This is a genomic window from Acidovorax sp. GW101-11A03, from assembly GCF_059424825.1.
In genome coordinates this window covers 78,712-104,074 of sequence record NZ_JBWKZU010000004.1, presented here as the reverse complement: position 1 = coordinate 104,074, position 25,363 = coordinate 78,712, and the positions used below count along the sequence as shown (strand labels likewise).

The window sequence follows — 25,363 nt, the reverse complement described above, 5'->3', positions numbered from 1 at the left end:
ATCAGGGCCTCCACAGAGGCACCTCGACCCCACCAATGCTGTGCAACGCTTTCCTAGGGCCGCTGGCACCGGGGACAGAAGTAGCTGCTCCTCTGCCCCTGGCGTAAAAGCCGTATCGCCGTGCCACAGGCGTGACAAGGGGCACCTTCACGCCCATACACGCTGGCAGTGGTCTGAAAGTGCCCCGCCATGCCCTCCGCGTTCGAAAAATCGCGCAAGGTACTCCCACCCATATCCACGGCACGCGCCAGCACCACACGAATGGCTTCGTACAGACGGCGCACCCGCCCGGCTCCGATGCGAGAGGACGCCGCCGTGGGCCGGATGCCCGCCATGAACAGCACTTCGGAGGCGTAGATATTGCCGACCCCCACCACTAGATGGCCAGCCAGCAGCAACTGCTTGATGGGCATGCGGCTTTTTTTCAGACCTGCCTGGAAATCTGGCAAAGAGAACGCGTCCGACAAAGGCTCCATACCCAGGGCGCCGAGCAGCTTCACCGCCACAGGTGCTTGTTCATCTGCAGCAAACACGACCGCTCCAAACCGGCGCGGGTCATGCAGTCGCAGGGTTCCCTTGTCTGTCACCAGATCAAAATGATCATGTGGCCCGGCGGCTGGCAACCCATACGCAAAGCGCAGACTGCCCGACATGCCCAGGTGAATCAGCAAAAGCCCCCCGCTGATATCTGCCAGCAGGTACTTGCCCCGCCGGCGCAGCTCCACGACCTGTTGACCCACCAACGACAGGGGATCACAGCCCAGGGGCCAGCGAAGTGGCTTACCCAGAACCACGGCTTGAATTTTGGCCCCCGCAATCGCTTCAGCAAAGCTGCGGCGGGTCACTTCCACTTCGGGCAACTCAGGCATACAAAAGGCCGGGCAACGGCTTCACAGGCATGGATTATTATGGCCCGATGGTGCTCTTTCACAGCTTTCGAACCGCCGCATTCGCTGCCGCAGTGGCGGTTGCCGCCCAATCCGCGTGGGCTCAGCAACCCCGCAGTGACAATCGCGCCACCACCGGTGGACCACCGGCCACATCCAACCCGGCCCTGGACGCTGAGCTGTTCTACGAAATTTTTCTGGGCGAAGTCAGCGCTCGCACAGGTGACCCTGGCGCTGGCTACGCGTTCATGCTCGAAGCCGCGCGCCGCAGTGCCGACGGCCAGCTTTACCAACGGGCGGCGGACATTGCCCTGCAAGCCCGCTCGGGCGAATACGCTCTGGCTGCAGCCAGAGCATGGAAAGAGGCCCTGCCCCAGTCCCGCGAGGCCAACCGCTATGTGCTGCAAATCCTGGTGGCACTCAACCGCATTGGAGAAACCCCGGACCTGTTGCGGCAGGAACTCGCACAGTCACCACCTCGCGCCAAGGCGGCCTCGCTGTCTGCGCTGCCCCAAATGTATGGACGCGCCAGCGACAAAGCGCTCGCAGCCAAGGTCGTCGAACAGGCCCTTGTAGACGAGCTGACCAACCCCGCCACAGGTCCTGCAGCCTGGGTTGCACTCGGGCGGCTGCGCTTGGCCGCTGGCGACAAGAGCGGCGCACTGAATGCAGCGCGCAAGGCGCAGGATCTGGACAACGCAAGTGAGGACGCAGCACGGCTGGCACTGGAACTCTTGGATGACAGCGTCCCAGAAGCCGAACCCATCGTGATTCAGGCGCTGGCCAAACAACCCGTGCCCGACCTGCGGATGGCCTACGCACGCGTACTGCTGGGCCTGCAGCGCTATCCCGATGCCAGCCGCCAGCTGGAGGCCGTGACCAAGGAGAAGCCCGATCTGGCGGAGGCCTGGCTCGTGGTCGCCACACTGCAGTTTCAGGACAACCGCCTGCCCGCCGCTGAAGGATCCCTGCAGCGCTTCATCGACCTGGCTTCTGCCGCCTCTGATGCAGAAGTGCGACAAAAAAGCCTGACCCAGGCCTACTTGCTCTATGCACAAATTGCGGAGAATAAGAAAGACTTCGCGGCCGCCGAAGCCTGGCTGGCTCGCATTGACAACGCAGAGGAAGTGTTTGGCGCCCAGATGCGCCGGGCCTCACTGCTGGCACGGCAAGGCAAACTCGCACAGGCACGGGCGCTGCTGCGCAATCTGCCAGGATCCTCGGCCGAAAACCAGCGCATGAAGCTGGCAGCTGAAGTGCAACTGCTACGCGAGCAGCGCCTGTACAAAGAAGCCTACCAAGTGCAGGTGGAGATGGTGGCACTGGCCCCAGACGACGCCGAACTGGTCTATGACCAGGCAATGCTGGCCGAAAAAATGGGCAACCCGGACACCATGGAGCAGTTGCTGCGTCAGGTGATCGCCCGCCAGCCGCAGTACCACCACGCTTACAACGCGCTCGGCTATTCGCTTGCAGACCGAGGGCTTCGTTTGGCCGAGGCCAAACAGTTGATCTTGAAAGCGCTGGAATTTGCGCCGAATGATCCTTTCATCATGGACAGCCTTGGCTGGGTGGAATTCCGCCTGGGCAACAAGGCCGATGCAAAGCGCCTTCTGGAAACTGCGTACAAGGCCCGCCCCGATGTCGAAATTGCAGCCCACCTGGGCGAAGTGCTATGGAGCCTGGGCGACAAGGAAGGCGCCACACGAGTCTGGAAAGAAGGGCAGCGCATCAGCCCTGACAACGACACACTCAAAGAAACACTCAAGCGGCTAGGGGCGGGGCTTTGATGCACACCCGCAGCAGAGGGCATCGCCTGGAGTTGAGCGCTGCCCCTCACCACGGCTGGGTGGTGTCGTGGATCATCTGCTGTGCGCTGTGGCTCGCTGGTTGTGCACAACCAGTCTCAAGGGCATCCCAAGAAGAAGACAGTTGGCGCGGGCGGATTGCCCTGCAGGTCGATGGACAGGCTGCGCAGTCCTTCTCCGCCACGTTTGAACTGCAGGGGAACCCTGAGAGCGGCGGCTTGGTACTTTTGAGCCCGTTCGGAAATCGCATTGCCCAACTGGAGTGGAAAGATGGCCAGGCATCGCTGCAGAGCGGGCCAGAGACACGGACTTCGGACTCGCTGGAGACGCTGCTTCTGGATGTGACAGGCACGCGCATCCCGATTGCAGCCCTTTTCAGCTGGCTCAACGGCATCCAGGCCACGGCCCCCGGCTGGCAGGCCGATCTGTCTGGCATGCCGGACGGTCGCCTCACCGCGCGACGCGAACACCCCACCCCACAAGCCATCTTGCGCATTGTGCTGACCCGCTGAGGGATCGCCCTCAGCCTACGCCACCCTTTCCCATTCTGCGATGCAAGCGCTGTACGACGTGCCGGCTCCGGCCAAGCTCAATCTGTTTCTGCACATCACCGGGCGACGCGCCGACGGCTACCACCTGCTCCAGTCAGTCTTCATGCTGGTGGACTGGTGCGACACCCTGCATTTCGAACGACGCGCCGATGGCAGCATCTCCAGGGAAGACCTGGGTGCCCCATTGCCCGAGATGGACCTGACACTGCGCGCGGCATATGCACTAAAAGCCGCTACGGGCTGCACGCTGGGCGCTCACATCGGCGTTCTCAAGCGCATTCCCGCTCAAGCCGGCATGGGTGGAGGCTCGTCCGACGCAGCGACAGCGCTGCTCGCCTTGAACCGCCTGTGGGGTCTCGACCTGCCACGCAGCGCACTGGAAACGATCGGCTTGCAGCTCGGTGCAGACATTCCCTTTTTTTTACGCGGCAACAACGCTTGGGTAGAAGGAATTGGTGAGACAATCACGCCGCTTGAGAAAGCACACCAACTGCCGCAAGCGCGCTTTGCCATCGTGAAGCCCGCAGCAGGTTTGGAGACAAAATTAATTTTTTCGTCACCGAATTTGAAACGCGATTCAGATAGTGCTACAATCTTAGGCTTTGCTGCAGAACACTTTGACTTTGGTCGAAACGACTTGCAGCCAGTTGCTCAGGCCATCTGCCCAGAAGTCACGCAAGCCATCGAATGGCTTCAGGACCGAGGATTACAGGCTAGAATGACAGGCTCTGGAAGTGCAGTGTTTGCGCGAATGTCACATGAAGTGGACTTGAACAACGCCCCCGAAGGCTGGCAAGTCAAAGCATGTGAAAACCTGATGATTCATCCTCTGGCAGGGTGGGCGTCAGACGAGAATTAAGGTTGGCTGCTTTCAGCAGTTGACCTGTGTAGGGGAGTCGCCAAGCTGGTTAAGGCACCGGATTTTGATTCCGGCATGCGAAGGTTCGAATCCTTCTTCCCCTGCCAAATAATCTTCTCGCGTACGGGCTTTTTTTTCAGATTGCTGGGACTCTCATGCAAGCCAATCACCCCGACTTCATGGTTTTCACTGGCAATGCCAATCCTGGCATGGCAGCTGAAATTGCCCAGCACCTCGGCACCACCCTGGGTGCAGCCGACGTGGGTCGCTTCTCTGATGGTGAAGTCACCGTCGAAATCAAGCAAAACGTACGTGCCCGCGATGTTTTCGTTGTGCAGTCCACCTGCGCACCCACCAACGAAAACCTGATGGAACTGCTGATCATGGTCGATGCGCTCAAGCGTGCATCGGCTGAGCGTATCAGCGCCGTGATCCCCTACTTCGGCTACGCCCGCCAGGACCGCCGCCCTCGCTCCACACGCGTGCCCATCACCGCCAAGGTCGTGGCCAACATGCTGCAGGCCGTGGGTGTGGCGCGCGTGCTGACCATGGACCTGCATGCTGACCAGATCCAGGGTTTCTTCGACATCCCCGTGGACAACATCTATGCCTCTCCGGTTCTGCTGGGCGATCTGCGCCAGAAGAACTACGAGGACCTGATCGTTGTCTCGCCCGACGTGGGCGGCGTGGTGCGTGCCCGTGCCCTGGCCAAGCAGCTGGGCTGCGATCTGGCCATCATCGACAAGCGCCGCCCCAAGGCCAACGTGTCGGAAGTCATGCACGTGATCGGCGAAATCGAAGGCCGCAACTGCGTGATCATGGACGACATGATCGACACCGCCGGTACGCTGGTGAAGGCCGCCGAAGTGCTGAAAGAGCGCGGCGCCAAGAGCGTGTACGCGTATTGCACGCACCCCATTTTCTCGGGTCCCGCCATTGAACGCATCGCCAAGGGCACAGCCCTGGATGAAGTGGTCGTGACCAACACCATCCCCCTGAGCGACAACGCCAAGGGATGCACCAAGATTCGCCAGCTCTCCGTGGCCCCGCTGATCGCCGAGACGATTCAGCGCATTGCCAAGGGTGAGTCGGTGATGAGCCTGTTCTCGGACCAAGACAACCTGTTCTGACCCGCTCCCGCCGGGAGCGATGCACAGCGGTTGCACACAAGCCTCCTGCGGGAGGCTTGTTGTCTGTTTGGGAACAACCAGTGGGCGGGCGGCGATGATGCTGCAAGCCTTTTTAAAACAGAGGATGACTGGTCGCGGTCGCCTCTTTCCAGGAGCTAACTATGAACTTCGTCGCTTTTGAGCGCGCCAAGCAGGGTACGGGTGCGAGCCGCCGTCTGCGCAACTCGGGCAAGACGCCTGGCATCGTGTACGGTGGCACCACCGAACCCCAACTGATCGAGATCGACCACAACGCCCTGTGGCACGCCCTCAAGAAGGAAGCTTTCCACTCCAGCGTGCTGGACATGGAAGTGGCGGGCGCCACCTCCAAGGTCGTGCTGCGCGACGTGCAATACCACCCCTACAAGCAACTGGTGCTGCACATCGACTTCCAGCGCGTGGACGACAAGACCAAGCTGCACTTGAAGGTGCCACTGCACTACAGCGGTGCTGAAGAGTCCAACGCCGTCAAGGTGGACAAGTGCATGGTCAACCCGATCGTGAACGAACTGGACGTGACCTGCATGCCTTCGGACCTGCCCGAATTCATCGCTGTGGACCTGTCCAAGCTGGAAAAGGGTGCCTCCCTGCACCTGAAGGACGTCAAGCTGCCCAAGGGCGTGACGGCCAAGATCCGCGGTGGCCAGAACAACAACCCCGTTCTGGTGTCGGTTGTGCCTCCCGCCGTGATCGTCGAAACCCCTGCTGACGCAGCACCTGCTGCCGACGCCAAGGGCAAGGGCAAGGGCAAGAAGTAATCAATCAGCCCCTCGCTGATCCACTTGCTTTTCCATCCAGGCCCCGTCTCGGCGGATCCGGCCTGACCAACGGCCCACCTCGGTGGGCCGTTTGTTTTTCAGCCACCGCGCAGCACCCGCATACCCCCGCCTCTCCGCCACTATTCGCACACGGATAATCCCGCCCATGATCAAGCTGTTTGTAGGCCTTGGAAACCCGGGGCCCGACTACGAAGCGACCCGCCACAACGCCGGATTCTGGTGGATTGACGCCCTGGCGCGCGAACTCAAGGCCACGCTGGTGCCCGAGCGCAGCTACCACGGGCTGGTGGCACGCACCACGGTGCATGGCCAGACCGTATGGTTGCTGCAGCCTCAGACCTTCATGAACCTCTCGGGCAAATCCGTGGCCTCGCTCGCGCGGTTCTTCAAGATCCAGCCCGAGGAAATTCTGGTGGTGCACGATGAGCTGGACATCCCCCCCGGCCAGGTCAAGCTCAAGCGCGGCGGCAGCCACGCGGGGCACAACGGACTGCGCGACATCCACGGCCAGCTGGGCTCGCCCGACTACTGGCGCCTGCGCATCGGCATCGGCCACCCCGGCGTGAAGAGCGAAGTCGCCAACTGGGTGCTGAAGAAGCCGTCGCCCGACCAGCGCACACTGATCGAGGACTGCATCAGCCATTCGCTCAAGGCCTACCCCGCCATGCTGGCAGGCGAGATGGACAAGGCCACCCTGCTGATCCACACCACCAAGCCACCCCGCCCCAAGCCTGTGCGCCCGGTGGAAGACTGATCAGCGACCAAGGCAGCGACTGGCTCAACTGCCAATCACTATATTTTTGATAGCTTAAAGCGATTGATGGTCGCGCGGTAGCGGCCAAAAAACCTTGAGAATCAGCCTGCAGCCGACGCCTGCAGGCGCTGGAACTTCTGCCACAGCGTCTCGCGGTTTTCCACATGCTGCGGGTTCACGGGGATGCAGGCCACGGGGCAGACCTGCACACACTGGGGCTCGTCGAAATGCCCCACACATTCCGTGCACTTGTTCGGGTCAATCTCGTAGATCTCCTGCCCCAGGTAGATCGCCTGGTTGGGGCATTCAGGCTCGCACACATCGCAGTTGATGCACTCGTCGGTGATCATCAGCGCCATACGGCCTCCCTGGGCGCGGGGCCAGACACAAGGGCAATGGGGTACACGGCGCGGTTCATGCTCCGTATTATCCCGCGCGGTGGCATGTGCCTTGCGTGCCACACTGCAACCCACCACCGCTGACGGGGACGTTTTTACCGTTATGCTGTGTATACACATTAATTTTTACGCGCTCGCGTATCACCCTCCTCCACCGCCTGCTCCATGGGTCTGTTTTTCCTCAAACGGTTTGCCACCCTCCTGGCCACGCTGATTGGCGCATCCATTGTTGTGTTCCTGGTGCTGGAGATCCTGCCGGGCAACGCCGCGCAGATGCTCATGGGCCCCGACGCCTCGCCCGATGCCGTGGCTGCGCTGGCCAGCAAGCTGGGGCTGGACCAGCCCGCCAGCCTGCGCTACTGGCAATGGGTCAGTGGCCTGGTGGTGGGCAACATGGGCGACAGCTACGCCTACAGCTCGCCCGTGCTGGACCTTGTGCTGGAGCGCCTGGCGCTCACCGTGCCGCTGGCCTTGATGGCCATGGTGATCACCACGGTGCTGGCCCTGGCCGCTGGTGTGTACGCCGCGGCACGCCACAACAAGGTGGGCGACGTGGGCGTGATGGGCCTGGCCCAGATCGGCATTGCCATCCCCAACTTCTGGTTCGCCATCCTGCTGATCCTGCTGTTCTCGGTGAAGCTGCAGTGGTTCTCGGCCGGCGGCTTTCCGGGCTGGACGGAAGACGCCGGAGGCAGCCCGCTCGAAGCCCTCAAGGCCCTGCTGCTGCCCGCCATTGCGCTGGCCGTGGTGCAGGCTGCCATCCTGGCGCGCATCACCCGCTCGGCCGTGCTGGAGGTGCTGCGTGAAGACTTTGTGCGCACGGCCCGCGCCAAGGGCCTGACGCAGCGCGCAGCGCTCTGGGGCCATGTGCTGCGCAACGCGATGATCCCGGTGGTCACCGTGATGGGGCTGCAGTTTGCCTCCCTGCTGGCGGGCACCATCGTGGTGGAGAACGTGTTCTACCTGCCCGGCCTGGGCCGTTTGATCTTCCAGTCGATTTCCAACCGCGACCTGATCGTGGTGCGCAACTGCGTGATGTTGCTCGCCGCCATGGTCATCATCGTGAACTTCGTGGTGGACGTGTTGTACGCCGTGATCGACCCCCGCGTGAAGGCATCCGACATCTGATCCCCATGAGCGCCGCTATTTCCTCCCCTTCCCCTGCAACCACCTCGGCACCGAGTTGGCTGTACCGCGCGCTGCGCCACCGCAGCTTTGTCATTGGTGCCGTGCTGTCGCTGCTGCTGGTGGCCACCGCTGCCCTGTCGCTGGTCTGGACGCCTTGGTCCCCCTACGACATGGATCTGGCGAACAAGCTGAGCGGCCCTTCCGGCAAGCACTGGCTGGGCACGGATGCGTTCGGGCGCGATGTGGCCTCGCTGCTGATGGTCGGTGCGCGCAACTCCATCCTGGTGGGCGTGATCGCAGTGGGCATCGGCCTCACCATCGGCACGGCGCTGGGCTTGCTGGCGGCGGCCAAGCGCGGCTGGGTGGAAGAAATCATCATGCGGCTGGCGGACTTCACGTTTGCCTTCCCCGCGCTGCTGCTGGCCATCATGATGACGGCGGTGTTTGGCGCAGGCATCGTCAATTCGATCATCGCCATCGGCATCTTCTATATCCCGACGTTTGCGCGTGTCACCCGCGCCTCGGCCAACGCCGTGTGGGCACGTGAGTACATCCTGGCCGCGCGGGCTTGTGGCAAAGGCACCTGGCGCATCACGCTGGAGCATGTGCTGCCCAACATCCTGTCGGTGCTCATTGTGCAGACGACCATCCAGTTCGCGCTGGCCATCCTGGCCGAGGCCGCCCTGTCGTACCTGGGCCTGGGCACACAGCCGCCCCAGCCCTCCTGGGGCCGCATGCTCAGCGAGGCCCAGACCTTGATGTTCCAGGCCCCGCTGCTGGCCGTGTGGCCGGGCGTGGCGATTGCGCTGGCCGTGCTGGGGCTGAACCTGCTGGGCGACGGCCTGCGTGATTTGCTCGACCCCCGCCTCTCTCGCAAGCGCTGACAGCCCCCGCACCGAAGACCACCCGCACTCCACGATGTCCCTGTTAGAAGTCTCCAACCTCCGCATCCGCCTGCAGACGCACCGGGGCCCCGCCGACGCCGTGCGCGGCGTGAGCTTTTCGCTGGCCCGCGGTGAAACCCTGGGCCTGATCGGCGAATCGGGCTGCGGCAAATCCATCACCGCCATGTCGCTCATGGGCCTGCTGCCCGAGAGTGCACAGGTCACCGGCAGCATCCGCTTTGACGGCCAAGAGCTGGTGGGCCGCACCGATGCGCAGATGTGCCAGTTGCGCGGCAACCGCATTGGCATGGTGTTCCAGGAGCCCATGACGGCCCTGAACCCCGTGCACACCATTGGCCGCCAGGTGGCAGAGCCCCTGCGCCTGCACCGGGGCATGGACGCGGCCAGCGCCCGCAAGGAGGCCATTGCACTGCTGGACCGCGTGGGCATCCCCAACGCGGCGCAGCGCATCGATGCCTATCCGCACCAGTTTTCCGGCGGGCAGCGCCAGCGCATCACCATTGCGATGGCGCTGGCCTGCGGGCCCGACCTGCTGATTGCCGACGAGCCCACCACGGCGCTGGATGTGACCATCCAGCAGCAGATCCTGGACCTCATCAGCGACCTGGTGGCCGAACGCAACATGGCCATGATCCTGATCTCGCACGACCTGGGCGTGATCTCGCAGAACGTGGACCGCATGATGGTGATGTACGGCGGCAGCGTGGTGGAGAGCGGCTCCACCGCATCCGTTTTCTCGGCCATGGCGCACCCCTACACCCGGGGCCTGTTTGCGGCGCGCCCCCACCTGGGTGCCGTGCATGCGCCCGGCCAGCGCCCCCGGCTGTCCACCATCCCAGGCACCGTGCCTGAACTGGTGGATCTGCCCGCAGGCTGCCCCTTTGCAGGCCGCTGCAGCTACACCATCGACGCCTGCCACCACGAGCCGCCCCCCGTCACGGTTGTGGCCACCGATGCTGACGGTGACCACGCTGTGCGCTGCCTGCGCCGCGAAGCCATTGCCGAAGCCCGCAGTGTGGAGGTGGCAGCATGAGCGACAACCAACATCAGGCCGGCCCTCTGCTCCAGGTGACCGACCTGGTGCGCGAATACACACTGCCCCGCGAGCATCTGTTTCGCCCGCCGGGCACGGTGCAGGCCCTCAATGGCGTGAGCTTTTCCATCGCCGCTGGCCGCAGTCTGGGTGTGGTGGGCGAATCGGGCTCGGGCAAGTCCACGCTTGCGCGGCTGGTGATGGCGCTGGATGCGCCGACTGCTGGCACGGTGGAGCTGCTGGGCCGCAACCTGCACCAGTTGCCCGCCGAGCAACTGCGCCAGGCGCGGCGCGACTTCCAGATGGTGTTCCAGGACCCCTATGGATCGCTGGACCCGCGCCAGACCGTGGAGCGCATCGTGACCGAACCGCTGCAGGCGCAAGGCCAGACCACGCGTGCCGAGCAGCGCGAGCAGGCGGCCCAGGTGCTGTCGCAGGTGGGTCTGCGCACCAACGACCTGGGCAAATACCCGCACGAATTTTCTGGCGGCCAGCGCCAGCGCATCGCGATCGCACGGGCCCTCATCACCCGGCCCCGCCTGATCGTGGCCGACGAGCCCGTGAGCGCGCTCGACGTGTCGGTGCAGGCCCAGGTGCTGAACCTGATGCAGGACCTGCAGCAGCAGTTCGGCATCACCTACATGCTCATCAGCCACGACCTCGCGGTGGTCAACCACCTGTGTGACGAGGTGGTGGTGCTGTACCAGGGGCGCATCGTGGAGCGCGGCTCGCCGGGCGAGCTGTTCCGCAACGCGCAGCACCCCTACACACAGTCGCTGGTGGGTGCCGTGCCGCAGGTGTTGCCGGGCCGCGCACGGGCGCGCCGTGCGGCTGCCGCCGCAGCAGCAGCAACGGCAAAAACCGCATAACCAAATACAGGTGTGATGGTGTAAAAAGCTTTTTTCCTCCCCGGTAACAAATTGCACCGGGGTTTTTATGGTTGTTGTCTGGTTTTTTGTCTGGAGAGTCCGAACATGCTGAACCGCCGTACCGTCCTTGCCACTGGCGCGATTGCCGCCGTGCCCCTGTCCACCCCGCTCAGCGCCCTGGCGCAGGGCCGCAAAGATGCGGTGACGCTCGCGATGACGCTGGAGCCCCCAGGCCTGGACCCCACCGCCGGTGCAGCTTCTGCCATCGCCGAGATCGTGCAGTACAACATCTTCGAGACGCTCACCAAGATCAACCCCGACGGCAGCGTGTCGCCCCTGCTGGCCGAAAGCTGGGAGGTCTCGCCCGACCTCAAGACCTACACCTTCAAGCTGCGCCGTGGCGTGAAGTTCCAGAACGGCGAGCCCTTCACCGCTGCGGCCGTCAAGTTCTCGTACGACCGCGCGGGCGGCGAGAAGAGCACCAACAAGGACAAGCGCACGTTCGCAGGCCTGACCACCCAGGTGGTGGACGACTACACCGTGGTGCTGCTCAACAAGGAGATCGACCCCGACCTGCTGTTCGTGCTGGGCCAGGCCACCTCCATCATCGTGGAGCCCAAGAGCGCCGACACCAATGCCAACAAGCCCGTGGGCACCGGCCCCTACCAGCTGCAAGCGTGGAACAAGGGCTCGTCCGTGGTGCTCACGGCCTGGGCCGACTACCGCGATGCCAAGGCCATCAAGATCAAGCGCGCCACCTTCCGCTTCATCTCCGACCCCGCTGCCCAGGTGGCTGCCTTGCTGGCGGGCGACGTGGACGCCTTCCCCCGCGTCACGCCGCGCAGCGTGGCGCAGTTCAAGGCCAATCCGAAATACCAGGTGATCGTGGCAGGCTCGCGTGCCAAGACCATTCTGGCGATCAACAACGGCAAGCAGCCGCTTCAGGATGTGCGCGTGCGCCGCGCCATTGCCGCCGCCATTGACCGCAAGGCGGTGATCGAAGGTGCGGGCGACGGCTACGGCGCGCCCATCGGCAGCCACTATGTGCCCGGCGCTTTTGGCTACGTGGACACCACGGGCGTCAACCCGTTTGACATCGAAAAGTCCAAGAAACTGCTGGCCGAGGCGGGCATCAAGACCCCGCTGGAGCTGACCATGACGCTGCCCCCCACGCCCTACGCACGCCAGGGTGGCGAGGTGATTGCCGCCCAGCTGGCCAAGGTCGGCATCATCGCCAAGATCCAGAACGTGGAATGGGCACAGTGGCTCAGCGGCACCTACGGCAGCAAGAACTACGACCTGACCGTGATCAGCCATGTCGAGCCGTTCGACCTGGGCAACTTTGCCAAGCCCGACTACTACTGGGCCTACAACTCGCCCAAGTTCAACGACCTGTTCAACCAGATCAAGAACGCCGCCCGCCCTGCTGACCGCGCCAAGCTGCTGGGCGATGCACAGCGCCTGCTGGCCGAGGACTCGGTGCACGCCTTCTTGTACTCCAACCAGTGGATCACGGTGGCCAACAAGAACCTCAAGGGCCTGTGGAAAGACATGCCGGTGTTCGTGAACGACATCTCGGCGCTGTCCTGGTCGTGACATTCGGACACCCCCCTGAGGCCCTACGGGCCTTCCCCCCGCTCTCGCATCGCTACGCGATGCGGGCAGGGGGACGCAGCCAGCGCGGCGGGGCGGCCCTTGCGCGGCTGCACGCGCCTGGGCCGCGCCGGTTTCAAGGGCTGCAGGTGGCGCGCGGCGCCATGGATCACTAAGAGCGGTTAACAAAACTCAGCGAAGCGGTTCTGGCTAGGCGCCGCGTCGCAGGCAGTACGAGTAGTACGACAAGACGCGGCAACAACGCCAGAAGAGTTCTGTTAGCCAATCTAAAACCTGCAGGAGCGGACTGCTCCTGAAAAAATAGCTGCCAGCGCTTTACCAATAGGCGGTAGCAGCCTTTTTTACTTGTAAAACTCCCGACATGACCGCCCTGCACGATCTGCCCGCCCACGAACTCCTGGCCGCCTACCGCCAGCGCACGCTGTCCCCCGTGGAGGTCACGCAGGCCGTGCTGGCGCACATCGAACGCTGGGAACCCCACATCCAGGCCACTTACCTGCTGCGTCCCGACGCTGCGCTCGCGCAGGCCCGCGCGTCCGAGGCCCGCTGGCTGCGCGGTGAGCCCAAGGGGCTGCTGGACGGCGTGCCCAGCACCATCAAGGAAAACATTGCCACCGAGGGTGACCCCACGCCGCTGGGCACGGCCGCTGTCGAGCTGGTACCCGCCACAGCCGACGCCCCGCCCGCCGCCCGCATGCGCGAGGCGGGTGCCGTCATCGTCGCCAAGACCACCATGCCCGACTACGGCATGTTGTCCTCGGGCCTGTCCAGCTTCCACCCGCTGTCGCGCAACCCGTGGGATGTGAGCAAAGGGCCCGGTGGCTCCAGCGCAGGCGGTGGCGCTGCGGCCGCCGCTGGCTATGGCCCGCTGCACATCGGCACTGACATCGGCGGCTCGCTGCGCCTGCCCGCCAGCTGGTGCGGCATCTTCAGCCTCAAGCCCAGCCTGGGCCGCATCCCTATTGACCCACCCTACACCGGCCGCGCCGCTGGCCCCATGACCCGCACCGTGGCCGACGCCGCGCTGATGATGCAGGTGCTGAGCCAGCCCGATGCGCGCGACAGCATGAGCCTGCCCGCGCAGGACATCGCCTGGAGCCAGTTCAACAAAGGCGCCGAGCGCCTGCGCGGCCTGCGCATTGGTCTGCTGCTGGATGCGGGCTGTGGCCTGCCCGTGGAGCCCGAAGTGAAAGCCGCCGTGGAGCGCGCAGCCCAGCTCATGGAAGCCGCTGGCGCCACCATCGTGCCCATGGCACCGTTCATGACCCAGGCCATGCTCGACGGCATGGACCATTTCTGGCGCATGCGTTCGCACATCGACCTGCAGGCCCTGCCCGCTGAGCGGCGCGCGAAAGTGCTGCCCTACATCCGCGCCTGGGCCGAGAGCGCTGCGGGCATGGGCGGCACCGAGGTCTTCAACGCCAGCCAGCAGTTCCACGTCACCCGCGTGGCTGCCGTCAGGGCATGCAGTGCGTTCGACTACGTGATCTCGCCGGTAGCGCCCAACGTGGCCTTCCAGGCCGAGTTGCCCTCGCCCACCAACGACCCGCTGCGGCCGCTGGAGCACATCGGCTTCACCGTGCCATTCAACATGTCCGAGCAGCCCGCGGCCTCGGTCAACTGCGGCTACACCCGTACCGGCCTGCCGATTGGCCTGCAGATTGCAGGTGCCCGTTTTGACGACCTGGGCGTGCTGCAGGTGGCGCACGCCTTCGAGCTGATCCGCGAACCCCAGCGGGCGTGGCCCCAGCCACCGGCGGGCTGAAAGCATGGACAGAGGTTGTTGGTAACCTTGGGGTTTGTTGGCAGCCGCGCACCGCCCCTGCGGCGCACGGCGCAGCCAACACCGCAACAGACCGACAACCCCTGCACACAAGCACCCCACCGCATGGACATCCTCATCCTGGCGATCCTGATCGCCACCGGCACCTACATGCTCAACGCCAAGGAGCAGCGCAAGCGCATTGCGCTGCTGGGCAGCCATCTGGCCAACTACCAGATCGAAAAGCTCATGGAGGCCCTGACCGAGGGTTACCTGCGCGCCCTGGGCGAGAGCACCGACGAGCGCCGCCAGCAGATCTGGAGCCTGCTGAGCACCACCGAATCCCAGCTCGCCGAGCAATTCAGCCGCTTTGCCGCCGAGTTCGCCAAAGTCAGCGAAGCCGACGCGCGGGTCAGCCGCCTCTCCATTGCCCTGCCCTTTGCCGAAAAGCTGCTGCCTGCCGCCACCTTCGACATGCGCAAGGCCCTGGCCGTGCATGCGCGCGGCATTGCGCACGTGGTGCAGAACACCGGCCACCTGGCGCCCAAAGACCGCGCCTACATGATGACGGCCGAGCTGTTCCTCATGCAGCACACCTGCCACTGGTTCTGCAAGTCCAAGACCATCGCCACCGCCCGCATGCTGGCGCGCCACCAGACGCCGCATGAACAGCTCGTGGCCTCTGTCTCAGCGGAAACACGCAACGCCTACCTGACACTCATCAAAGGCAGCTGAGCCACCGCCCTCCACAATGCCCCATGCCATCCACCACGCACACCCGCACGACCGATAGCCTGGGCAATCCCCTCACGCTGCACGACGCGGCCAGCGCCGCCGCCGTGAACGACTTTGTGGAAGGCTTCATCGCCTGCGAAGCCCGCGCGGTGAACGTGCTGAACGCGGCAGCCGACACCAGCGCCATCGTGCAGGCCAGCTGCGCGGCGCTGCACATGTTTGCCGAGTCGGCCGACGCCCCGCGCAACGCCCGCCCCTTCATCGACCAGGCCCTGGCCCACGCCGTAGAGGCCAGCGAGCGCGAACAACGCTTTGTGGCCGCCGTCGCCGCCTGGGTCAACGGCGACCTGCCCCGCGCCATTGCGCTGCACGAAGAGCAAGCCCGCCAACACCCGCGCGACCTCGCCTCCCTCAAGCTCGGCCAATACCATTTGTTCAACCGGGGCGACTCGCCCGGCATGCTGCGCCTGGCGCTCCAGGCCCTGCCCGCTGCGGCCGAGGTGCCCTACCTGCACGGCATGCTGGCCTTTGGCTGGGAGCAGTGCCATTTGCTCGACCGCGCCGAAGCATCCGCCCGCCACGCCATCACCCTGTGCCGCAAGGAACCCTGGGCCCACCATGCGCTGGCCCACGTAATGCTGACCCAGGGCCGCATCCGCGAAGGTAACGACTTCATGGCCAGCGTGAGCGACACCTGGACGGGCCTGAACTCCTTCATGGTCACGCACAACTGGTGGCATCAGGCGCTGTTCCTGCTGGAGCAGGACCGGCATGCCGAGGTGCTGGCGCTCTACGACCAGCAGGTGTGGGGCGTGGTCAAGGAATACACCCAGGACCAGATCAACGCCGTGTCACTGCTCGCCCGGCTGGAGCTGGCGGGCGCGGATGTGGGCCCGCGCTGGACCGACGTGGCCGACCACCTTGCCCTGCGCCTGGCCGACCACGTACTGCCCTTTCTGGACCTGCAATACCTCTACGGCCTGGCCCGCGCCGGGCGCATGGAGGCTGCAAGCACGCTAAAACGCAACCTTGAAGCCCACGCCGCTACCCGCACCGAGGCACAGGAGCGCACCGTGTGGCAACAGGTCTGCGTGCCCGCCGCGCACGGCCTGCTGGCGCATGCGCAGGGCGACTGGGCCACAGCGGTGGAGAAACTGGGCGTGGCCCTGCCCCGGCTGGTGGAGATTGGCGGCAGCCACGCGCAGCGGGATTTGTTCCACCAGATCTGGCTGGACGCGCTGCAGCGCAATGGGCAGTGGGCGGCGGTGCAGAACGTGTTACAGCCGTTGGTCAATACGCAGCCGGAGTCGGTGAGGCTGGCGCGGCAGGCAAAAGTTGTGAATGCGGCGCTGAGGTTGCCGGATTGAATCCCAAAACCGCGTCCCCAACGCGCTCTACAGCAAACGCAGGCCAGACCTAGATTTGCGTAACGACTCTCACACCCAGATACAGCCTCAGACTGGTCAACCCCTGTTTTCAGAGAATCTGGAAATGACAATTGCAGGCCATCTAACTTCATGCTGACCTGCGGGCTGTGCTACTCAACGCATCCACATGCAACCTCGTAGAGAGCAAGCGAGACACCCAGTCGGCACCCAACATGCCTCTCGTCATTTCCAGTCAGCCCGCAGGCCCACGCTTCTCTATCACCGCCGAGGCTGAGATGCCCACCATAGTGGTGACGGCGACACTACAAAACCAGCCCATGCCTTCAGGTGCAGCTCCCATATACGAATGGTCGGCCACCCTGGCTTTTGACGGTAGCTCACCGGCCACCAGTGCCACCTTCGGCGGCGGAAGAAGCACGCAGCACAGCCGCATCGCTCCGCAGGTCAGTGCCAACGCCAGTTGGCGAATTCCCTTTACCGAAGTACGCGGCGGCGTGCTGACGGTTCAAGTCACTTTGCGCGCCGGAGGGACTGAGCAGCGCGCCCAGGCGACATGGACGATTGCCGGAACCAACCCCACGGGCACAGCCATCCGCGCTTTCGCCAACGGCATCGGAGCCAACCGTGCCGTGTTCCGCAAAAAAATGCGCCAGGAAAGCTCGCTCCAGCAATTCCGAACGCCCGGTAACTGGCCCAAGTACAGCAGCGATGGTCTTGGCGGAGTTGGCTTGTGCCAACTCACCCGCCCTGCACCTACCGCCGATCAAACCTGGAGCTGGAAAGAGAACGTACGCGGCGGCTGGGCGCTGTACTTGGAAAAGGAGCGCATTGCTCGCGCTTACCCCCGCAACGTGCGCAGCGGAGAGCGTTTTCGCAATCTGGTGACCGCATGGAACCGCGCTCGTACCGCACAAGGGCTGCCCGCCTTGCCTGTGGAATTACCTGACTACACCCCTGAGCAACTTGAGCTGGACACACTTCGCGGCTTCAACGGATACGCCAATGGCTTGCATGAATACAGGGTGCGACTTGATAACGGCGCTCTTTTCGTCACGGTGGACTCCAGCGGACAACGGGGATTTGCGGAATGGGAGCGAGTGCCCGTAGCCGCCCGAGGCACGGTCGGCGATCCAAACTATGTGGAAAACGTGCTCGCTCAATCGGACTTCTGACCGTGCTGACAATCCCTAATCCCACGGCGACTCGCTCACACGGTCTGCCAGCTGTCACTGTCGTAATCGCCTTGTCCTGGGTTTTGGCCGCCTGCTCCCCACAGAATGCAAGCAGTTCATCTCCAATACGTGCCGCTGCAGCTGCCGACGGGAGAGAGAACATGCACCATCTGTATGTGGTGTATTGCAATGGCACCGTTGACCACCTGGATCTGGCGAAGCAGACCAAAGTAACCAGCTTCCAACTCTCAGACCACAGCGGCAGCCCTCCCTCTGTAGCCAAGCTGCCGGTAGCAGGCATGCGACCCGACAGCTGCTTGGCGAGACCTTTTACGCTAACAGATGCCAAAGCTCAGGATGAAGGGATGGCGTTCATCGTTGCGTCTGCCCAGTTGCAGCGCGACGACTCGAGCGGGCACAAGTCCTACAGCCTTCTCAACTTCTCAGTGCCTGCATGGACCTTGCAAGGCCAACAGGACCTGGGCAGCTTTGATGTACTCAACGGAACGCCGCCCAGAATCACACGCGGGGCTGACGGCCGGTTGAGACCCCAACCGGCTGAAATCGACCCAGCGGCTGAGCTCCGAGCGGAACTCAACCAACATGCGGGCGGCGCAACGATGACATTTGCCACCCCGCTCGCGACATCTGCCAACACCGTGCTGATCGGATACACCGCTTCTCAGGATGCCCACGGTGCGGCTTACGCACTGCTGCACCGTACGCAGCGCAGCATCGTACAGATCGAGGGCGTTCCCGGCAGCGACCCTGAGCCTGCTCTCACACTGGCGCCGGGCGGGCAGTTTGTTCTGCACTCGGTGCGCGCTTTCAACTCCAAGCAGGGCAGCCGACAACTCACGACCACAGGCGAACTGAAACTGTATGGAGCGGACGGCAGGCTGGTCAGCCAGCAAACCGATGAACGTGTCGCCGGAGACTGGCACCCAATCGCGCTGACCCCGCAGGGACTAGCCGTATATACCGACCGAAGCGGCAACTACCGCTTTGTGTCACTGGGGCACATGTTTGGTGTGGAGCCCGTGCAGGACCCCAACACCGACGACCTGGACGGTACACGCCCGGGTGTCATCTATGCAGGCGGATAAAGACCACGGGCCTCTTTACCGAACCACCAACTTCGTCTGGTCATACACCGGCTGCTCCGGCAAATCCGCCAGGTGCCGCACATCGGCCCAGTCCAACACTTCCACCGCCTCGCCGCTCACCCGCACGCGGTTGAGCCCCGCGTTGGGGATGTCGCTCTGGCGCGGGCCGTCCAGCCCCGTGCCGCGTGCAGTGCGCCAGATCATGTCGAGCACGCCGCCATGGGTGACGACCATCACCTTCTGGCCCGCGTGCCGCTGGGCGATGCGGTACACGGCGTCCATCACGCGGGTGTGGAACTGGCGGGTGGTCTCGCCGCCGGGCATGCCGTAGTCGGCTTCAAAACGCAGCCACTGGTTCCATGCGTCGGCATGTTCCTGCTTGACGTCGTCCACGCGCTTGCCGTCCACGACGCCAAAGTTTTGCTCGCGCAGGGCGCTGTCGGTGAGGGTATCGATGCGGGCCTGCGGGAACAGCACCTGCAGGCTGGGCGTGGCGGTCTGCTGGGTGCGGATGAGGTCGCTGCAGATGAGGTGGTGCACCACGGGGCGCTCTGCGGCCAAGCGCTCTGCAAGGCGGCGGGCCTGTTCGTGGCCGGTGGCGTTGAGGGGCACATCTACATGGCCCTGGAAGCGCAGCTCGCGGTTCCAGTCGGTCTCTCCGTGGCGGATCAGAATCAATTCAGTCATGCGTGCCATTATCGAATGTACACACATGATTGCAAGGTTTTTTGGCCGCTACCGCGCTTCCAGCAAGCCTTAATAGCTATTATTTTTATAACAAAACAACGGCGGACACTACCGCATGGGCACGATGAGCACTTTGCGGCGCGGCTGGCAGCCGGGGCCTTCATGGGGGGCGCTGTCCTGTTCCCAGCCCGGGCCGGGCGAGGTTTGCGCGCACACACGCTGGCCATCGACCAGGCTGCGCCAGTAGTACCAGGGCGCGGGGGCGGCCTGTACCAGCAGCGGGGTCAGCAGAGCCAGGACTAGCAAGCGGCGGGGGACAAAAGACATGGGCATGCAATGCATCTGGCAATGTCCCTCCATGCTACGCAGGCCGCGCCGCATCAATGCCAGGAAAAGCGGTGGAATGGCCGGTCACGGCTTTTCAGCCGTCACGATCCAGCCTTCCAGTGGGTCGAGCCCCGGCGGCAAACCATAGAGCGCGTCGCCCTCGGCATGGCGCTGCTCGGCCCAGGCGGCCTGCAGCAGGCACAGCACGGCGTCCAGGCTGTCGCCGCTGGCGTCCTGCACCAGCGCGTCGCGCTGGGCATGGCTGAGCTTGAGACGCAGGCCCAGGCGGGTCTGGCCCAGCTCCAGCGCGTTGACCAGGTCTTTGCGGGCGATGAGGCGGTCGGGGGTCAGCTTGGCACGGTCGTCGCTTTTGTAGCTGCGCCGCTGCAGCACCTCGCGCGCGAGCAGGCCGGGGTAGGCCTCCAGCGCCACGCGGCGGGGGTCGCCTGCGTGCAGGCCGGGCAGGTGCACGCCCGCGTCCAGCAGCGGCGGCAGACCCGCGTGCAGCATGTAGGCCACGGGCGGATTCACCCATTTCATCGAGGGGCTGGAGCCTGCAGGCCCGTCGGTGGCGCGGTGGGCAAACTTGCCGCCCACGGGGCGCGCATCGCAGAACGCCGCAAACTCCGCGCGGATCTGCTCGCGGGTGAGGTGGCGGTAGTGCTGCATGCAGGCGTGCCAGTCGGTGGGCCAGCCCAGCGCCTGCACCAGCTCGCGCGGCAGGCCAAAGGGCAGGTCAAAGCCACCCACCCAGTCGCCGGGCTGGGCCAGCCACTGGCCGAACGCGGCCAGGGTGTCGAACGGCTGCAGCGCGGTGAGAACCACACGCGCGCCCTGGCGCTGGCCCAGCGCCAGCACGATGGGTTTGCGCCGCGTGGGGCTGCTGGAGAAGTCGCAGCCTAGCAGCAGGGTTTGTGGTGCGGCGGCCGTCATCCCAGTGCCAACGCCGTGACACCGGCCGCAATGCACAGCGCGCCAAAAATGCGCGCCACGCGGTCACCCTCGCCCAGCTGGTGCCCGCCAATCAGCGCCGCAAACAGCATGGAGACCTCGCGCGCCGGGGCCACATGCGACAGGGGCGCCTGCTGCATGGCGTACAGCACCAGCACATAGGCCACCGGGCTCACTACCGCCACCAGCAGCGCAAAACGCCACTGCGCCAGCCAGAGCGTGCGGGCCGTGGGCAGGTCGCGCAGCACCACGGGTGCGAGCAGGCCCACACGCACAAAGTTGCCCATGTAGTCCACCAGGATGGGCGACATCAGCAGAAACTTGACCGCATAGCCATCGACCACCGTGTAGCTGGCAATGAACGCGCCTGTGAGCAAGCCATACAACATGCCCTTGTGCACCCGAGCCCGCGCAGCGGGGTCGTGGGCGGCGCGCAGCAGGCCCGGGCCACCCGCGATCAGAAACACGCCCCCGACCACACCCACGATGCCCAAAGCGCCCAGCGCGGAGATCTGCTCGCCCAGCAGCGTGATGGCCACCAGCGACGACAAGAGCGGCCCCGAGCCGCGCGCCAGCGGATAGACCACGGTGAGGTCCGCCACACGGTAGCCGCGCAGCAGGATGACGAAATACGCCACATGCAGCAGCCCGCTGGCGACGACAAAACCCCACTCCACCGCACCCCACTGCGGCACCGCGTCGCGCCCCAGGTACCAGCCCAGCGGCGCCCAGACGACCATCATGATCACCGAGGTGAAGAACGCAAACCGCGAGTCCCCCCCGGCTTTCTTGGCCACGATGTTCCAGCACGCGTGGATGAGGCCGGCGAGGATGATGAGGGCGAAGGCGGTGAAGGTCACGGGTAAAGATGGAGCGGCTTGAATGCAAAAAGCCGCAGCGCTTTGAGGCCGCTGCGGCTGGAGTACAAGCAGTTAAAAAGTGGGTGTGATTAGCGTAGCAAGCGGCCTCAGCCTGGGTTGAGGAACGCAGCCGCACTCCCGTGCGGCGAGTACCGCAGGCCCGAGATGTGGCCGCGCAGTAGCCAAGCGCCCCACTTTTCAGGCGCGACCAATGATCGACGCCGTGGCCATCAGCTCTTCGAGCAGCGCATAAGACACCTTGCCCGACACCGCATACGGGTCCAGTTCAGGCTTCTCCGAATACTTGAGCAGGATGGAATGGTTGATCTTGGAAAGATTGACCTGCCCCATGGTCCAGCCGCCAAAACGCCGCTCGGAGATTTCCTCGTAGTGCAGCAGCTCCACGTTCTTGTGGCGCGGGTCTTTCTGGATATGGCCGTACAGGTCGCTCACAGCCGAGCGGCCGCCTTCAATGGCCTGCAGGAACACGCCGCCGCCGTAGCACAGCACGCCGGTGATGCCGCAGGCGGGGTTGTGCTCGCGCGATTGCGTGAGGATGGCTTCGATGGCGGCGGGCGAGGTGTCCACCGCACGGCTGGCATAAAGCAGACGCACGAGCATGTCAGTTCCTTCCAGGGATGAGCGAGAGGAATTCGCGGCGCAGTGCACTGTCCTTGAGGAACACGCCGCGCATCACGGAGTTGATCATCTTGCTGTCCATCTCGCGCACACCGCGCCAGGACATGCAGAAGTGGCTGGCCTCCATCACCACGGCCAGGCCATCGGGCTGGGTCTTTTCCATGATCAGGTCGGCCAGTTGCACCACGGCTTCTTCCTGGATCTGGGGGCGGCCCATGACCCAGTCCACCAGGCGCGCGTACTTCGACAGGCCGATCACGTTGGTGTGCTCGTTGGGCATGATGCCGATCCAGATCTTGCCGATGACGGGGCAGAAATGGTGGCTGCAAGCGCTGCGCACGGTGATGGGGCCGACGATCATCAGCTCGTTCAGGTGCTCGGCGTTGGGAAACTCGGTGATGGGCGGCTGCGCTACGTAGCGGCCCTTGAACACCTCGTTGATGTACATCTTGGCCACGCGGCGCGCGGTGTTCTTGGTGTTGTGGTCGCCCTCGGTGTTGATCACCATGCTGTCGAGCACGCCCTGCATCTTGGCCTCGACCTCGTCAAGCAGCTTCTCCAGCTCGCCGGGCTCGATGAACTCGGCAATGTTGTCGTTGGCGTGAAAGCGCTTGCGGGCGGCGGCAAGGCGTTCGCGAATCTTCACGGAGACAGGCGTGCCTTCGTCATCCGGCGGGGTGGGCGTCATATCGGCGGCAGGTTGGCTGGACATGGCCGGAATCGTAACAGCGAACCGCGCTCTGCAGATTTCAAGGGTTTTAGGCCGTCTGCGCCTTCTGGATATGCCTTGATAGCTATATTTTTTATAGCAACATCGCAATGCGGGGCGCTACGCGCCATCCACGGCCATCCAACGGGCGCGACCAAAGCCAGGGCAGCCGGGTGAGGGCTGCTCAAGGGCTGTGCCCTCTATCAATACCGGTTGCCAGTCACCCACAGCGCCAGCCGCATCAGGCCAAAGGCAATGCGGTCGAGCACGCGCTGGCGCAGCGGCCGGCCTGCATAGCGCGCCGGGTCCATGCGGCGGCCCGCATGCTGCATGGCGTGCACCAGGCGCTGGCGCAGGTCAGTGGCAAAGGCACCGTCTTCCACGACCACATTGGCCTCACGCGCCAGCAGCAGGGAGAGGGGGTCGAGGTTGGACGAACCCACCGTGGCCCAGGGCCGCTCGCCCTGCGCATCGATCACGGCCACCTTGGCGTGCAAAAAGCTGGGCGCGTATTCGTAGATCTCCACCCCTGCCGCCAGCAGCGCGCCATACACCGGCCGGGCCGCGTGGTACTGCATGAAGTACTCATAGCGCCCCTGCAGCAGCAGACGCACACGCACGCCCCGGCGCGCGGCCATCACCAGCGCGCGGCGCAGCTTGCCGCCGGGCATGAAGTAGGCGTTGGCGATGATGATCTCGTGCCGCGCGGTGCCAATGGCGCGGCGGTAGGCCTTTTCGATGCGGCTGCGGTTGCGCACGTTGTCGCGCAGCACCAGCGCGGCGCGCATGGGCGGGCCGAAGTCGGCGGCCGGTTCGGCCGCGTGCCGGGCCTTGCTGGCTGCACGCAGGGCCTGCAGCGCCTCGGGCAGGCGGCGCTGCCGCGCATCGCGCACGGCCTGCATGCGCCACCAGAGCTGCTCCATGGTGTCGCTGGCGGCGGCTACCAGGCTGCCCGTGGCGCGCACGGCAAAGTCAAACCGGGGAGCATCGAGCGTGCCGTGGTTGGGGTCGTGAAAATCGTCCAGCACATTGATACCGCCGCAGAACAGCAGGCGGCCATCGACCACACACAGCTTGCGGTGCAGGCGCCGCCAGCGGTGGGGCAGCAGCAAGCCCAGGGGCCCCAGTGGCGAGTACACGCTGTATTGCACCCCGGCAGCCTGCAGCCGCGCGGCCCAGGCCTCGGGCAACGCGCCCGTGCCCACGCCATCCACCACCAGCTGGGTGCGCACGCCCCGCTGCGCCGCCCGCATCAGTGCCTCGGCCACGGCCGCGCCCGAGCCGGTGAAGTCGAAAATGTAGGTCTCAAACTGGATGTCTGACAGCGCGGCATCCATGGCCTCGATCAGGGCCGGAAACAACTCCTCGGCGCCCTGCAGCAGGTGCACGCGGTGATCGTCCGAGAACTCCGTGCCACGGACCAGGGGCGGTTTCTTCTTCACGCGTTCACAGCCGGAATTCGGCAATCAGCGGCAGGTGGTCAGACATGCGCCACCAGATGCGGCCACGCGGCACATGCAGCGACAGGGGGGTGAGGCCCCGGGCATACACATGGTCCAGCTGGGTCAGGGGCAGCCGCGCGGGGTAGGTGAAGGCGCGTGGTTCCTCGAACTCGTACAGCGAAAACCCGCCCAGCATGCGCTTGAGCTGCTGCCCCCAGTCGTTGAAGTCGCCCGCCACAATCAGCGGCGCGCCGGGCGGCACCTCGCGGTCGATGAACCCCTGCAGGCGTTCGATCTGCCGCACCCGGCTGCCGGGGATGAGCCCCAGGTGCACCACGATCACATGCACATTGCGGCCATGGGCGTTGACCTCGACATGCAGCAGGCCGCGCTGCTCGAAGCGGTGGTCGGAGATGTCTTCGTGCTGGTGCCCGATCACGGGCCAGCGCGACAGCAGCGCATTGCCATGCTCGCCATGCTTGGTAAAGGCGTTGGTGCGGTACACCGCCTCGTAGCCCTCGGGCGCCAGGAACTCGGCCTGGGGCACATCGGGCCAGCGCTGAAAGTAGGCCGCCTCGCGCCGGTGCAGCTTGCGCACCTCCTGCAGGCAGACGATGTCGGCATCCAGCTGCTCCACCGCCAGGCCCAGGTTGTGAATCTCCAGCCGCCGCGCGGGACCGATGCCTTGCACACCCTTGTGGATGTTGTAGGTGGCTACCCGCAGGATGTCGTCGTGTTGCATGGTCCCGATTGTGTCGCAAGCCACGCGGGCAACGGGTTTGCCCGACGCCCACGGGCTGCCATGGGCCAGTACACTGGGGTTGTCTCCTT

The 25,363-nt window shown here is 64.6% G+C and carries 26 protein-coding genes and 1 tRNA gene; 17 read left to right on the top strand and 10 right to left on the bottom strand.

Features of this window, described 5'->3' with window-relative positions:
* Window positions 1–53: 53 nt before the first annotated feature.
* Entirely contained in the window at window positions 54–869 is an 816-nt protein-coding gene (mutM, locus tag AC07Z7_RS03470) for a bifunctional DNA-formamidopyrimidine glycosylase/DNA-(apurinic or apyrimidinic site) lyase (RefSeq protein WP_494765325.1), read from the bottom strand.
* 29 nt (window positions 870–898) lie between these two features.
* Between mutM and AC07Z7_RS03465 the strand changes: the two genes are divergently transcribed.
* From AC07Z7_RS03465 to pth, 7 genes are all read left to right on the top strand, one after another.
* A complete protein-coding gene (locus AC07Z7_RS03465) occupies window positions 899–2,677 on the top strand; it encodes a tetratricopeptide repeat protein (protein WP_494765324.1) in 1,779 nt (592 codons plus the stop codon).
* 32 nt (window positions 2,678–2,709) lie between these two features.
* The gene (locus tag AC07Z7_RS03460; protein WP_494765323.1) at window positions 2,710–3,207 is read left to right on the top strand and encodes a lipoprotein insertase outer membrane protein LolB; all 498 of its coding nucleotides are present in this window, start codon (window positions 2,710–2,712) and stop codon (window positions 3,205–3,207) included.
* 40 nt (window positions 3,208–3,247) lie between these two features.
* Window positions 3,248–4,105, top strand: coding sequence for a 4-(cytidine 5'-diphospho)-2-C-methyl-D-erythritol kinase (ispE, locus tag AC07Z7_RS03455; protein WP_494765322.1), 858 nt, complete (start codon window positions 3,248–3,250; stop codon window positions 4,103–4,105).
* A gap of 30 nt (window positions 4,106–4,135) precedes the next feature.
* Window positions 4,136–4,212 (top strand) — tRNA-Gln (locus AC07Z7_RS03450).
* Between the two features lie 48 nt (window positions 4,213–4,260).
* Window positions 4,261–5,235: a ribose-phosphate pyrophosphokinase gene (locus AC07Z7_RS03445; protein WP_094286710.1), complete on the top strand. Its 975-nt coding sequence runs from the start codon at window positions 4,261–4,263 to the stop codon at window positions 5,233–5,235.
* A gap of 161 nt (window positions 5,236–5,396) precedes the next feature.
* The gene (locus AC07Z7_RS03440) at window positions 5,397–6,032 is read left to right on the top strand and encodes a 50S ribosomal protein L25/general stress protein Ctc (protein ID WP_094286708.1); all 636 of its coding nucleotides are present in this window, start codon (window positions 5,397–5,399) and stop codon (window positions 6,030–6,032) included.
* 166 nt (window positions 6,033–6,198) lie between these two features.
* Window positions 6,199–6,807, top strand: coding sequence for an aminoacyl-tRNA hydrolase (gene pth, locus AC07Z7_RS03435; protein ID WP_094286706.1), 609 nt, complete (start codon window positions 6,199–6,201; stop codon window positions 6,805–6,807).
* A gap of 101 nt (window positions 6,808–6,908) precedes the next feature.
* Here the strand turns inward: pth and AC07Z7_RS03430 are convergent, their stop codons facing one another.
* The gene (locus tag AC07Z7_RS03430) at window positions 6,909–7,166 is read right to left on the bottom strand and encodes a YfhL family 4Fe-4S dicluster ferredoxin (RefSeq protein ID WP_094286704.1); all 258 of its coding nucleotides are present in this window, start codon (window positions 7,164–7,166) and stop codon (window positions 6,909–6,911) included.
* 204 nt (window positions 7,167–7,370) lie between these two features.
* On the opposite strand from AC07Z7_RS03430, the gene AC07Z7_RS03425 reads away from it, so the two are divergent.
* The 10 genes from AC07Z7_RS03425 to AC07Z7_RS03380 all read left to right on the top strand — a co-directional run bounded on the left by AC07Z7_RS03425 (window position 7,371) and on the right by AC07Z7_RS03380 (window position 18,917).
* The gene (locus AC07Z7_RS03425; RefSeq protein ID WP_094286702.1) at window positions 7,371–8,333 is read left to right on the top strand and encodes an ABC transporter permease; all 963 of its coding nucleotides are present in this window, start codon (window positions 7,371–7,373) and stop codon (window positions 8,331–8,333) included.
* Window positions 8,334–8,338: 5 nt separating this feature from the next.
* Complete coding sequence (locus AC07Z7_RS03420) at window positions 8,339–9,217, top strand: ABC transporter permease (RefSeq protein ID WP_094286700.1); 879 nt, start codon at window positions 8,339–8,341, stop codon at window positions 9,215–9,217.
* Window positions 9,218–9,251: 34 nt separating this feature from the next.
* Window positions 9,252–10,271 (top strand): ABC transporter ATP-binding protein, encoded by a 1,020-nt coding sequence (locus AC07Z7_RS03415; protein WP_252659371.1) that lies wholly within the window; start codon window positions 9,252–9,254, stop codon window positions 10,269–10,271.
* Window positions 10,268–11,140, top strand: coding sequence for an ATP-binding cassette domain-containing protein (locus AC07Z7_RS03410; RefSeq protein WP_252659370.1), 873 nt, complete (start codon window positions 10,268–10,270; stop codon window positions 11,138–11,140). The genes AC07Z7_RS03415 and AC07Z7_RS03410 overlap by 4 nt, the downstream gene beginning before the upstream one ends.
* A gap of 105 nt (window positions 11,141–11,245) precedes the next feature.
* Complete coding sequence (locus tag AC07Z7_RS03405) at window positions 11,246–12,736, top strand: ABC transporter substrate-binding protein (protein WP_094286694.1); 1,491 nt, start codon at window positions 11,246–11,248, stop codon at window positions 12,734–12,736.
* A gap of 379 nt (window positions 12,737–13,115) precedes the next feature.
* Window positions 13,116–14,519, top strand: a complete 1,404-nt coding sequence (locus AC07Z7_RS03400; protein ID WP_094286692.1) for an amidase — start codon at window positions 13,116–13,118, stop codon at window positions 14,517–14,519.
* Between the two features lie 123 nt (window positions 14,520–14,642).
* Window positions 14,643–15,251, top strand: a complete 609-nt coding sequence (locus tag AC07Z7_RS03395) for a hypothetical protein (protein WP_094286690.1) — start codon at window positions 14,643–14,645, stop codon at window positions 15,249–15,251.
* 23 nt (window positions 15,252–15,274) lie between these two features.
* Window positions 15,275–16,618, top strand: a complete 1,344-nt coding sequence (locus AC07Z7_RS03390) for a tetratricopeptide repeat protein (RefSeq protein ID WP_494765321.1) — start codon at window positions 15,275–15,277, stop codon at window positions 16,616–16,618.
* Between the two features lie 296 nt (window positions 16,619–16,914).
* The gene (locus AC07Z7_RS03385; protein WP_494765320.1) at window positions 16,915–17,811 is read left to right on the top strand and encodes a hypothetical protein; all 897 of its coding nucleotides are present in this window, start codon (window positions 16,915–16,917) and stop codon (window positions 17,809–17,811) included.
* A gap of 161 nt (window positions 17,812–17,972) precedes the next feature.
* Entirely contained in the window at window positions 17,973–18,917 is a 945-nt protein-coding gene (locus AC07Z7_RS03380) for a hypothetical protein (protein ID WP_494765319.1), read from the top strand.
* A 15-nt stretch (window positions 18,918–18,932) separates the two neighbouring features.
* Here the strand turns inward: AC07Z7_RS03380 and AC07Z7_RS03375 are convergent, their stop codons facing one another.
* From AC07Z7_RS03375 to AC07Z7_RS03340, 8 genes are all read right to left on the bottom strand, one after another.
* A complete protein-coding gene (locus tag AC07Z7_RS03375; RefSeq protein WP_494765318.1) occupies window positions 18,933–19,604 on the bottom strand; it encodes a histidine phosphatase family protein in 672 nt (223 codons plus the stop codon).
* Between the two features lie 108 nt (window positions 19,605–19,712).
* A complete protein-coding gene (locus AC07Z7_RS03370; RefSeq protein ID WP_494765317.1) occupies window positions 19,713–19,931 on the bottom strand; it encodes a hypothetical protein in 219 nt (72 codons plus the stop codon).
* A gap of 84 nt (window positions 19,932–20,015) precedes the next feature.
* Entirely contained in the window at window positions 20,016–20,864 is an 849-nt protein-coding gene (locus tag AC07Z7_RS03365) for a DUF429 domain-containing protein (RefSeq protein ID WP_494765316.1), read from the bottom strand.
* Entirely contained in the window at window positions 20,861–21,742 is an 882-nt protein-coding gene (locus tag AC07Z7_RS03360; RefSeq protein ID WP_494765315.1) for an EamA family transporter, read from the bottom strand. Before AC07Z7_RS03360 ends, AC07Z7_RS03365 begins: the two co-directional genes overlap by 4 nt.
* A gap of 198 nt (window positions 21,743–21,940) precedes the next feature.
* Window positions 21,941–22,363 (bottom strand): BLUF domain-containing protein, encoded by a 423-nt coding sequence (locus tag AC07Z7_RS03355; protein ID WP_494765314.1) that lies wholly within the window; start codon window positions 22,361–22,363, stop codon window positions 21,941–21,943.
* Window position 22,364: 1 nt separating this feature from the next.
* Entirely contained in the window at window positions 22,365–23,093 is a 729-nt protein-coding gene (gene folE, locus AC07Z7_RS03350; protein ID WP_252659355.1) for a GTP cyclohydrolase I, read from the bottom strand.
* A gap of 200 nt (window positions 23,094–23,293) precedes the next feature.
* Window positions 23,294–24,532, bottom strand: a complete 1,239-nt coding sequence (clsB, locus tag AC07Z7_RS03345; protein ID WP_494765313.1) for a cardiolipin synthase ClsB — start codon at window positions 24,530–24,532, stop codon at window positions 23,294–23,296.
* A gap of 4 nt (window positions 24,533–24,536) precedes the next feature.
* Window positions 24,537–25,274 carry an endonuclease/exonuclease/phosphatase family protein gene (locus AC07Z7_RS03340; RefSeq protein WP_094286659.1) on the bottom strand — a complete coding sequence of 246 codons (738 nt, stop codon included), beginning with the start codon at window positions 25,272–25,274 and terminating at the stop codon, window positions 24,537–24,539.
* Window positions 25,275–25,363: the final 89 nt, after the last annotated feature.